Raw genomic sequence first — 11279 nt, 5'->3', positions numbered from 1 at the left:
CAGAAAATCATGACTTATTTCTTTAGCAACTTATGTAAGAGCTGAACTGACGCATCAATTACAAACCAGGTGGCGAGAAAAGCGATGACTTCCAAACCAAAACTGCCAAATTTGTAAAATGTGTTCGCTATAAGGAAAGAAACAAAAAAGATAGGCATCTGCTCTAACAACAACTCTCGATTAGAAATAGCGCGTAAAAAAGTAAACATAACAAATACCTTTCGGTTGTTTTTAGTTACTTAAAGCGTAGCCAATATGGCAGTTCCAGGCAAACCTTCGGTGTTCAAAATATTCATTAAATTTATTAAAGAATTAGGATGGAAATAAGGCATCAACATAGCAGTCTATGTTGATGCCAACTTCTTAGCACTTATGCCATAGTCAATCTGCCTGCTTGTTCTTTATCCGTATACAGCACCACATGCGCATGATTACTCATCACGGTACAAGCCCATATACGGTAGCCGCGCTATAAATAGAAAACTCAGAGCCAATCAGCAACAAACGATCTTCTACCCATGCCCTTATGTGTTCAAAATTTTGTCCTGTGAATTTATCAACAGCGCGGTTGCCACCCCACACAAAAATGAACGGCGCACACAACAAGAAACACAATGGTAATAAGGGGTGTCAATTAGACTAATTTGGCTTTTAGGTAGCTGAGGCATAACAGACCATCATTTTTTGAATACCTTACAACTTAGAGCGAAACTGTCATTTTTCAACTTTTAAGAATGGGTGTCTTATAGTTTTTTATTAATATTATGAGCAGGGGCTTAGATAAAAGCGTCAAATACACGTAAAAAGACCATCTTGTTAAAGATGGCCTTATATTGTGATGTATTGGCTAAGGTAACAGAACGGTATCGATAACGTGTATTACACCGTTTTTGGTTTTTAAGTCAGTTTGTACAACATTAGCATTGTTGATCATGACTCCAGTATCGCTGACTTTAATCATGACTTTACTGCCTTGCACTGTTTTAGCTTCAGATAATTTAACCACATCCTTGGCGTACACTTCACCCGCTACAACATGGTAAGTCAATACAGCAACGAGCTTGTCTTTGTTCTCTGGCTTCAATAACTCTTCTACCGTTCCGGCGGGTAATTTTTCAAACGCCGCGTTAGTAGGAGCGAATACCGTAAAAGGCCCAGCGCCTTGCAGCGTATCAACCAAACCAGCAGCTTTTACTGCGGTGACTAAGGTAGTGAAATTTGAATTACTCGCCGCAGTCTCGACAATATCCATTTTAGCTTCATTGTGATGATTCGCCATTACAGGAGCCGATAATAGTGAAAGTGATACTACGCCTGCAGAAATAAATTTTAATAGAGTACTTTTCATTATTTTTCCTTAGTTTATTGAGTTAGTTCAAGTTCGTTTTACCCACCAGTGACTAATTAATGTCGCTGTGGTAAGTGCTTTATTTTTCACCATTTGATACCGCTAAAAACGACACTTCGATCATAAAGAAAAATAAAAATTTATAAGTTAAAACAATGATTTAAGTAAATAAAAAAAGTAATCCAAGAAGACAGTGCGGCACTATACGTTACAGATAATAAAAAAGTTTACCGTGTTTATTGAAATAGCAAATACGCACTTTTACTACAAATAGTATTCGCTACGGATAGGTAAATTGTATTTGCTGCCACCCACTTGCATCGACAGCGATTTTGCCTATTTCATTAATGGGGCAAGTGCTTATACCGCTGCGTTCACAAAAAGCACAGAGTCGCGGAAACCCCCTTTAAACAACAATAACTTACGATGCTCGTGATTGAGTTATGCCTTGATGTAGAAACCGAGGTAATTAATTACAAAGACACCCACAATAATAATAAGCAGTTAGTAGGTAGAAACTAATCTCGGTAGGCTGCTTGTCCTTACCTCTTAGGTTTACATAGTCACCGTTTTGAATCTGTCCAGACTCCATGAATCTTTTCGCCCTTAATGTATTTTTTTATTATTGTGTTAGTTGCTGGGAGCATAAACAGATAAGTTAATAACACTGACTTTGGGCATGAGATATATATCCTCTAAAAACAGAAAGGCTCTTCATTTCTGAAGAGCCTTTCTATCACTATTTGGTGAAGCTGACGTGATGTAATACACAGTTAAAGTTGATTTACACCCTTACAATATACGTGGGCTAAGAGCTTATCAAGTTTCTGTCAGCAGACAATATGACACTAAAGTAAGGTAAACTTAACACTCTAATTTGTTCAATTATTGCGACTGAATTGTGATTATTATCTGTATAAATCAAATACCAAGGAATTAAAGCTATCCTTTATCCTCAGCTGCATTCAAAGGGTTGCTTGAAAAGTAAAAACCGTTTTGCTTTCGTTGGAACTCACTGTTAGCGTTCCGTTGTGCGCTGACGTTATTTGTGACGCAATGAACAAGCCTAGCCCTAAGCCCCCGGTTTTCTTATTGCTTTCATTTTGCCAAAAGGGCTTAAATAGTTTATCAATCTTTTCAGGCGTTATCGGCTCGCCACCATTACTGACACTTAGTAAGAAAATGCCGTCTTTGATAGTCGATTTAACATCAATCATTTGTGCTGGGTCGCCGTGCACAATGGCATTTATTAAAAGATTAGATAACAGCTGGGCAATACGCTCAGGATCACAATCAACCAGACCCTTTATATTAATATCGGTCTGTATAGCTCGTTGTGGATGTAATCCGGATAGTTCGGAAACAGTGTGTGTTAAGGTATCTTCCAAGTTATCTACCGTCTTGATATTTAACACCATGCCATTGCCCATTTTCTCACGGGTCAAATCCATAACATCACTGATTAAGCGCGTCATTCTGGTTGTGCTATTGTCCATTCGAGCGAGTATTTTCTGAGAGGTCTCGTCTTTAACCTGTTGCTTTAAGAAACTGACGCCCATTGTGAGTGCAGATAATGGCGTCCTTAAATCGTGACCTAGAATAGCAATATATTGCTCTTGAAGTTTAAAGGCGGTCTTCTGGTTAAATAAATCAGACTCGGCAATGCTTAGTCTCTGATCAACTTCAATCTGTCTAGAAATTAATTCAGCAAATGACTTGATTTGATGTTCAATTTCAGTCGTTTTTAACTTTGCAGGTAGGGGATCAAGACCACATAGCGTGCCGAAAAAATCGCCATTCGAATTGAAAATAGGGAAAGAAAAGTAACTTTCAAACCCGTACATAATGGGAATTTCGCTTTTGCTATAATGCGCATCTGTTTGAGCGTGCTCAATGACTATTGGCTGGCTCGACCTTCTAACCTGACTACAAAAGGTAGTCGTTATCTCAAGCTCGTCACCAGGGTTGAGATTAAAGTCAACTAAATCAAGCACTGCGCAAGTTGTCCATTTGACTTCAGTTACTCGTGCAATACAAATGAAACGCAGCCCTGTCGCATCTGACAGCATTTTCATTATGTGAGGCACAGCCTCTATAGACTGAATAGTCTGAATATCTTTTTCAATTAACGGGTTCATCAAATACTCTTCACTTTGCATCATATGCACGATAACTATTCGCGACTCACATCTTTTTGCGATTCATTTTCGCAGTAAAAGCGCCTGTACGTTTTTGTAGATAATTTATATTAAACAGAATGACAAGCAACTAACCGCAAGTTTTTAACACGAATCATTAACATTTATAATTAGGTAGGCTGCTTTACTTTATATAAGAGTTTACAAGGACAGGGCTAGAGATAGTTACTAAACGATCCACTAGTTGTGTAATTAGTTATGTATTACTGAATGACCGAGAATGTTCTAAACACGTTTCAGCCTTTTATGAGGTATACCTTTTACTGTTGACACTTAGATGCACGTTGATTTTAATTAATGACTAACATTTCTTCTACCTTTCGATAGTAAAAATTTTTCACTGGTTGCTGATCCTACTGGGTTTGCGTGCGTATCTATAGAATAGCTATATCGTGTGAATAGTATTAATCTGTGTGCATATTGTATCTAGTGAAAGTTAGAATTTTCAATAAAGCTACGTCACAGTTGTAGTCAACTTTACCGTATAAGGGTGAAAATGATTGAACATGGTTCGTTTGAACTAGAATTAACTGGCAATATCCTTACACTTAGAGCTTATGACGCTTGGAATTACCAAACTGCCATTCGTTGGAGTAAAGAAACCAAGGAAATTGTTAGTAGCATAAAAAGTCATCATTGGTCGAGTTTATGCGATCTTACTGAATGGGAGCTCGCCACTCCTGAAATTCATCCCTATGTATTGGAATTAAATGTTTGGTTGGATGCTAATAATTTAAAGTATTTAGCCATCGTATACAAAACCGCAATTCAGCAATCTCTTCTTGAAAAGACTAATCGAGTATTTACAAATGTCGAAGTAAGGTATTTCACCAACGTAGATGAAGGGGAAACTTGGTTGAAAAAGGTATCCACACCAGCAAATATGAATTCCAATAAAGCGGGTAACGGTTAGTCATCTAATTCGATTTTATTTTGATAATTGGATGCATAGCTTTCGTAAGGCTAAGTAATTACTAAGTCGTTCAAGTGTTATTCCTCGAACTCATAAGTCACTTCTCGTCGTTACGTTTATCGCTGCAAAACAACTACCTTCAACAGCAGAGCATGGTTTGATATTTTTAATCTGTGGACAATTTGTGGATACCCAGACATAAAAAAGCCCCTAACTTTTTAAAAGTTAGGGGCTAAATGTGGTGGAGCTGGCGGGAGTTGAACCCGCGTCCAAAAAACGTTAACCGTCGGTACTACATGCTTATTCTGTCTTTTATTTAACTAATTCGAACTCCGGCAGACAGGATTTCTCATAGCGGGCCTAATACTATTTCGCGGTTCACCCTTAGACAAGGTTCCCTCGCTATCCTGCTGGGATGACCTTCCGAACCTCTACTAGCAGAAAGAGTATGAGTGGAAGGGCACTGCCGGTTATTAAGCGGCTAGTGCGTAGTTTTCGTCGTTTGCGACTATTTAAATGCGGCTTTTATAGAGGCAAACCGCTCCTCTGCATGCACCTAAAGCCTCAAGAATCTTGTCGAATCCAATATCAGCCCCAAAGCGTGTTGGTTGCAAACTACCAACGCCGAGCATTGTAACACAGGCTCGGAGGAAATCACTACTATGCGTAGGCAAAATCGCGAATAATTCGCTCGTTCTCACTGCTTGATTAAAGATTGTACAGGCAAACACGGGCGATTTGCCCAGTTGTTGCTCGATAGGGTAAATAGGTAAATTTGCAAGCAGATTTAATGCACCGGTTAACGCTGAATTTGCATCAGGATCGCGCTTATCTTTTGGGGTTGATTGACATTTATATTCACCCAACTAGGAAAGACGAAGGTTTTGCCTATAAACCAAAAATAAAAGGCGCTAAGGCGCCTTCTTATATTGATTAAAACACTCAGCCTAGACTTTATGTTTCATCATACGTTCTTTATCTCTTGCCCAGTCTCGGTCTTTAACGGCATCACGTTTGTCATGCTCGTGCTTACCTTTACCTAGGTAAATTTCGACTTTTACCCAGTTTTTCTTCCAATACATGGCGGTAGCGAGTATTGAAAAACCTTGGCGTTCAACTGAGCCAATTAGCTTGTCGAGTTCGCGCTTTTTAAGCAGTAGTTTGCGTCGGCGAATGGGTTCGCACACCACGTGACTTGATGCTTGGTTGAGAGGTTGAATGGTACTACCAATTAAAAAGGCTTCGCCTTTGTGAAGGGTAACGTAGCTGTCTGATAAATTTACTTTCCCAGAACGAATGCTTTTGACTTCCCATCCTTGTAATTCGACGCCCGCTTCGATTTTATCTTGCAAGATATAATCGTGCCGTGCCTTCTTATTTAAAGCGATGGTATTGCTTGTGGCTGATTTTGACTTCTTTCTATTCATGGGGAAGTATTATAATGGTTGTTATTCGCGGTACAACAAAAATCACTGATATTGAAATAGATATATGATTTTATGCTAGAATTTTGCGCTTATAAAAACAGACTTACTCAATTCAAGGGGAATTGATGGCTAATGTGACCCGTAGTGCCTTGGTGGCTTTTAGTGCTGAATCGATGTTTGATTTAATAAATGACGTGCAGCGTTACCCTGAATTTTTACCTGGTTGCGCGCAAACTAAGGTGCTTGATGAAACACCACAAAGCATGGAGGCATCGTTACTTATATCCAAAGCAGGCATAAAGCAATGGTTTACTACGCGCAATGAATTAGCACGTGGCCAGTACATTAAAATGCACTTAGTCGATGGACCCTTTTCTGAGCTTCGTGGCGGCTGGACATTCAAGCCACTGACAGAGAGTGCGTGTAAAATTGAATTGAATTTAGATTTCTCTTTTTCCAGTCGCTTAGTGGAAATGGCGTTTGGACGAATATTTAATTCAATAGCGTCTAATATGGTGGTTGCCTTTACTAAGCGAGCAAAAGAGATTTATTAATGAGTGACAAGCAAATAAACCTTGAAGTGGCGTACGGGCTACCTGGTCAACAAGCGTTATTAGAGGTCGTAGTAGAACGTGGGCATACCGTAGAAGAAGCGATTAACGCCTCTGGTATAATGCAACGCTTCGATGATATTGATTTAAGCAAAAATAAAGTCGGTATCTGGAATCGCACCTGCAAATTAACGGATGTGCCTCAAGACGGTGATCGTATTGAAATTTATCGGCCTTTAATTGCCGACCCGAAAGAAGCACGGCGTCGACGAGCTGAAAAAGCCAAGGATGAAGGGCGAGCGAATAAGATTACGGGCGGTCGTGCCTAAGGCGACTAAAAGGTTGTTTTTCAGTCTCAGGGATTAAACGAAGCTTATTCGCCTATCAATTAAAAACGTAACCCTAACGCATCACATAAAAACTTCTGTAACGGCTGTGCTCGACCATATCGAGTAGCGGCCAATTCACACACATTGCCTGTTAATAGTTGTTCTTTGGTCAACGGGCACATGGCAATAAAATCTTTACGTTTAATTTCTTCAATCATCGGTGATTCAGTGTCATAACCTTTAGGCGGGCGCGTGAGTGTGTCACCTGCTAAATGGTAATACTCGGTAAACGGTTTGTGTTCAATGGCATCTTGATAAACTGCCGGTTTACGTTGAATGTGTTCTCGAATGGCTCGCAGTGCATCGGGTTGCGGATGCCAAGTGCCCACAGCTAAGAATATTTCATGAGTCGAAATATGAAAGTAAAAACCAGGTGAGTGCACGTCTTTGCCAATTTCATGACGAAATTGAATACCCACGTTGGTTTTATAAGGAGATTTGTCTTTAGAGAAGCGTACGTCTCGGTATACCCGCATCAGCGAGCCACCTACTTTTTTCGGCGAAGCCTCATAGTGCGGTGAAATCATCGGGATCCAATTTTGCATTTCACTGATAAATTCGAGTACCGGGCCGCGAACTAAATCTTCATAGCGCTGCTTATTATCATTGAACCATTCGCGGTCATTGTGCTTCTCTAATTCTTGTAAAAATGTGAATAGCGAAGGGGAGAAATGCGTAAACATAGACAGGCCTTTTATAAAATCTGTGCCCAGCTTACCCCTTGTTTAAGGCAAATCAAGTCACTAAAGGGGGATAATTGTTACATGATTTTAGCAAGCTTAACCGAGGCAATAATGCAGATCGTCGAGGTAGGAGACGACAAGCATTAAGACCTTTATTCAATAACGTGCATGGCGAAGGTGTTTATGAGTGAACAGCTAGGCAATTTGCTTGGTTGTTTACTGATGCACGCGACACGTTGATTGGTTAGTGTTTTTTACGTTGTAAGCCTGTTGTGGCAAGTATTTTGGCTGAAATTTCTTCAATTGAATAAAAAGTACTGTTTAAAAATGGGATTTTCTCTTTGCGATAGAGGTTTTCGACTTCGCGTAATTCCATACGACACTGTTTTAACGAAGCATACTGGCTGTTTGCACGACGTTCTGAGCGAATTTGATGCAGACGCTGGGCTTCTATGGTTAAGCCAAACAACTTGTCTTTGAAAAGCTTTAGGGCCGGAGGCATTTTAAGAATATCGCCCATATCTTCTTCAGTAAATGGGTAATTTGCGGCTTTGATCCCATATTGCAGCGCTAAATATAAGCTAGTGGGGGTTTTGCCCGAGCGGGACACGCCGACCAAAATAATATCGGCTTCTCCGTAGTCACGTAAATTTGAGCCATCGTCATTTGCCAAGGCGTAATTCACCGCTTCGATTCTGATGTCATAATTCTTTTCGTGAATACTATGCGTACGATGTTTTTCTGGCTTAGATGGTACACCTAATATGATTTCTAATGGGGCAACAAATTGGTCGAGAAAATTGTAGTTAATACCGACTGATTTAGAGATTATTTTGCGCACATCGATATTTACGATGGTGTAAAACACCAGAGGGCGCTGACCGTCATCTTGAAAACTTTCAGATATTTTTTTAACAACTTGTTGCGCATGCTCCACTGTTTCGACGAAGGGAACGGTGATATGTTCGAACTCTATCGTGAATAATGACAGCAATGCGTGGCCAAACACCTCTGAAGTAATCGCCGTGCCATCTGAAATATAATAAGCCGTTCGCATAACATTTCCTTAACAATGTAGTAATATAATTACAGAAAGAAATTAAATTTTACTTTCCACTAGAGTGCATTCTAAAATCCTTCTCGTAAAAAGCTAGGCGCTTGAGAAATATAATTTTTTTTAGTGTATTGCGAGCATCATTTTGACTAACTATCTGGGGTTGTCATTGTTGGCAGCTTACACAATTGAGTTCATCTTGGAGACGAATTAAATGCAAGAAAATGTACTTTGGTATCAGCAATTGGGTATGGGCGACGTGAGTGTTGTCGGTGGTAAAAATGCATCCCTTGGCGAAATGATTTCAAATCTTTCAAATGCTGGTGTACAGGTACCCGGTGGTTTTGCGACAACAGCGTCGGCGTTTAATCTTTTTCTGGAGCAAAGTGGCCTTGAGGCTCGTATACACACATTACTCGACAGTTTAGACGTTGACGATATTCCTGCATTAGGTGAGGCAGGCAAAGCTATTCGTCAGTGGATTATTGAAACACCGTTTTTACCCGAGCTTGAAGCAGATATCACCACCGCGTTTAAAACTCTGCAAGGGGATGCCGGTGAAGAAGCATCGTTTGCAGTACGTTCATCTGCAACGGCAGAAGATATGCCAGACGCATCATTCGCGGGTCAACAAGAAACCTTTTTGAATGTAAAAGGTATTGATGCGGTGATGGTTGCCATCAAATACGTGTATGCCTCTTTATTTAATGACCGCGCTATTTCTTATCGTGTACACCAGGGTTACGACCATAAAGGCGTAGCATTATCTGCTGGTATTCAACGCATGGTACGCAGTGACTGCGCCGCTTCAGGTGTGATGTTCACCATTGATACAGAATCCGGTTTTGAAGACGTGGTATTTATTACCTCTTCTTATGGTTTGGGTGAAATGGTTGTGCAGGGTGCGGTTAACCCAGATGAATTTTATGTACATAAGCCAACCTTAGAGAAAGGTCTTCCAGCGGTGCTTCGCCGTAATCTTGGCAGCAAATTAACCAAGATGATTTACTCAGATGACTTAAATCATGGTAAGCAAGTTGAAATCGTTGACATTGATAGTGCCGATAGCATGAAGTTTTCGCTTACTGACGACGAAGTACTTGAGTTGGCGAAACAAGCGCAAATTATTGAGAAACACTATAAACGTGCGATGGATATCGAGTGGGCCAAAGATGGCATCGACGGCAAACTTTATATTGTTCAAGCACGTCCAGAAACCGTTCGCAGCCGCGAAGATATGCAAGTTATTGAACGTTTCCGTTTAAATGGCAAAGCGAAAGTTGTATGTGAAGGTCGTTCAATCGGTCATAAGATTGGTGCAGGCGTGGCCAAAGTGCTTGGCTCTGTCGAAGAGATGGACAAAATTCAAGCGGGTGATGTTTTAGTAACTGATATGACTGACCCCGATTGGGAACCGATTATGAAAAAGGCATCTGCGATTGTGACTAATCGTGGTGGCCGTACTTGCCATGCCGCAATTATTGCGCGTGAACTAGGCATTCCGGCGGTAGTCGGTTGTGGTAACGCCACAGACGTAATCAAAAATGGCGATAAACTCACTGTGTCATGCGCTGAAGGCGATACAGGCTTTATTTACGGTGATGTGCTTGATTTTGATGTGGTCACTTCACGAATTGATTCAATGCCTAAAATTCCGTTGAAGGTGATGATGAACGTGGGTAACCCCGATCGTGCATTCGACTTTTCTCGCTTGCCTAACGATGGTGTGGGCCTTGCGCGTTTAGAGTTTATAATCAATCGAATGATTGGTGTGCATCCTAAGGCGTTGCTTCATTTTGATGATCAGCCTGAAGAACTCAAACAAGAAATAAGCGAAATGATCGCTGGATACGAATCTCCTGTTGAGTATTATGTGCAGAAATTGGTTGAAGGGATCGCGACTATCGGCGCTGCATTCTCACCTAAGAAAGTGATCGTGCGTATGTCTGATTTCAAATCTAACGAATACTTCAACTTAGTTGGCGGCTACCAATACGAGCCAGATGAAGAAAACCCAATGTTGGGATTCAGAGGGGCAAGTCGTTATATTTCTGAAGACTTCCGTGATTGTTTTGCACTCGAGTGTGAGGCCATTAAACGGGTGCGTAATGACATGGACTTAACGAACGTTGAGATCATGATCCCGTTCGTACGAACGCTTGAAGAAGGTCGCAAGGTTATTGAACTACTCGCTGAGCAAGGTTTAGTGCAAGGGGAGAATGGTTTACGCGTTATTATGATGTGTGAATTACCGTCCAATGCATTACTGGCTGATCAGTTCTTAGACATCTTCGATGGTTTCTCTATTGGCTCAAACGATTTAACCCAATTAACCCTCGGCCTAGACCGTGATTCAGGTGTTATTGCGCATTTGTTTGACGAGCGTGACCCAGCGGTAAAAGTTTTATTGGCTATGGCCATTAAGGCCGCTAAAAAACGTGGCAAGTACGTGGGAATATGTGGTCAAGGCCCATCTGATCATGAAGACTTAGCAGCGTGGTTGGTTGAGCAAGGTATCGATAGCGTATCGTTAAACCCTGATTCAGTTGTAGAAACATGGTTGTACTTAGGGGAAAAACACGCGAAGTAAATAGCGCTAAAATACACCACTGAGCAAGAATAATAAGAAAATCAGTGCCCTACACGTAAAAGGCTGTCATATGACAGCCTTTTTAATTTCTAATACTTTTTATGTCGGTATAAGCTATTGGCTTAG

10 protein-coding genes, 1 other RNA gene and 1 pseudogene are annotated in these 11279 nt (G+C 40.7%); 4 read left to right on the top strand and 8 right to left on the bottom strand.

The window, feature by feature from the left end:
- Positions 1–14: 14 nt before the first annotated feature.
- The 4 genes and pseudogenes from GQR89_RS12575 to GQR89_RS12565 all read right to left on the bottom strand — a co-directional run bounded on the left by GQR89_RS12575 (position 15) and on the right by GQR89_RS12565 (position 3486).
- Positions 15–209 (bottom strand): hypothetical protein, encoded by a 195-nt coding sequence (locus tag GQR89_RS12575; RefSeq protein WP_158770360.1) that lies wholly within the window; start codon positions 207–209, stop codon positions 15–17.
- 182 nt (positions 210–391) lie between these two features.
- A pseudogene (locus GQR89_RS21750) lies at positions 392–668 on the bottom strand (transposase); the annotation flags it as partial.
- Between the two features lie 179 nt (positions 669–847).
- Positions 848–1348: a fasciclin domain-containing protein gene (locus GQR89_RS12570; RefSeq protein WP_158770359.1), complete on the bottom strand. Its 501-nt coding sequence runs from the start codon at positions 1346–1348 to the stop codon at positions 848–850.
- A 965-nt stretch (positions 1349–2313) separates the two neighbouring features.
- Complete coding sequence (locus tag GQR89_RS12565) at positions 2314–3486, bottom strand: HAMP domain-containing sensor histidine kinase (RefSeq protein WP_158770358.1); 1173 nt, start codon at positions 3484–3486, stop codon at positions 2314–2316.
- Between the two features lie 556 nt (positions 3487–4042).
- Between GQR89_RS12565 and GQR89_RS12560 the strand changes: the two genes are divergently transcribed.
- On the top strand, positions 4043–4459 hold the full coding sequence (locus GQR89_RS12560; protein ID WP_158770357.1) for a hypothetical protein: 417 nt from the start codon (positions 4043–4045) through the stop codon (positions 4457–4459).
- Between the two features lie 239 nt (positions 4460–4698).
- Here the strand turns inward: GQR89_RS12560 and ssrA are convergent.
- Together ssrA and smpB are read right to left on the bottom strand one after the other, a co-directional pair.
- Positions 4699–5055, bottom strand: a transfer-messenger RNA (tmRNA) gene (ssrA, locus tag GQR89_RS12555).
- Between the two features lie 351 nt (positions 5056–5406).
- The gene (gene smpB, locus GQR89_RS12550) at positions 5407–5886 is read right to left on the bottom strand and encodes an SsrA-binding protein SmpB (RefSeq protein WP_040515319.1); all 480 of its coding nucleotides are present in this window, start codon (positions 5884–5886) and stop codon (positions 5407–5409) included.
- Between the two features lie 125 nt (positions 5887–6011).
- On the opposite strand from smpB, the gene GQR89_RS12545 reads away from it, so the two are divergent.
- Together GQR89_RS12545 and GQR89_RS12540 are read left to right on the top strand one after the other, a co-directional pair.
- The gene (locus tag GQR89_RS12545) at positions 6012–6440 is read left to right on the top strand and encodes a type II toxin-antitoxin system RatA family toxin (RefSeq protein WP_158770356.1); all 429 of its coding nucleotides are present in this window, start codon (positions 6012–6014) and stop codon (positions 6438–6440) included.
- Positions 6440–6766 (top strand): RnfH family protein, encoded by a 327-nt coding sequence (locus GQR89_RS12540; protein WP_158770355.1) that lies wholly within the window; start codon positions 6440–6442, stop codon positions 6764–6766. The genes GQR89_RS12545 and GQR89_RS12540 overlap by 1 nt, the downstream gene beginning before the upstream one ends.
- Positions 6767–6825: 59 nt before the next feature.
- Here the strand turns inward: GQR89_RS12540 and GQR89_RS12535 are convergent, their stop codons facing one another.
- Positions 6826–7509, bottom strand: a complete 684-nt coding sequence (locus tag GQR89_RS12535; RefSeq protein WP_158770354.1) for a DUF2461 domain-containing protein — start codon at positions 7507–7509, stop codon at positions 6826–6828.
- 244 nt (positions 7510–7753) lie between these two features.
- Positions 7754–8566, bottom strand: a complete 813-nt coding sequence (locus tag GQR89_RS12530) for a pyruvate, water dikinase regulatory protein (RefSeq protein WP_158770353.1) — start codon at positions 8564–8566, stop codon at positions 7754–7756.
- 211 nt (positions 8567–8777) lie between these two features.
- Here GQR89_RS12530 and ppsA point away from each other — a divergent pair, with 211 nt between their 5' ends.
- The gene (ppsA, locus tag GQR89_RS12525) at positions 8778–11153 is read left to right on the top strand and encodes a phosphoenolpyruvate synthase (RefSeq protein ID WP_158770352.1); all 2376 of its coding nucleotides are present in this window, start codon (positions 8778–8780) and stop codon (positions 11151–11153) included.
- Positions 11154–11279: the final 126 nt, after the last annotated feature.

Origin of the sequence: Paraglaciecola sp. L1A13 (assembly GCF_009796745.1) — a bacterium.
Classification (GTDB): Bacteria; Pseudomonadota; Gammaproteobacteria; order Enterobacterales; family Alteromonadaceae; genus Paraglaciecola.
Note: the sequence above shows the minus strand (reverse complement) of the source record. Positions and strands in the feature narration are given on the sequence as shown.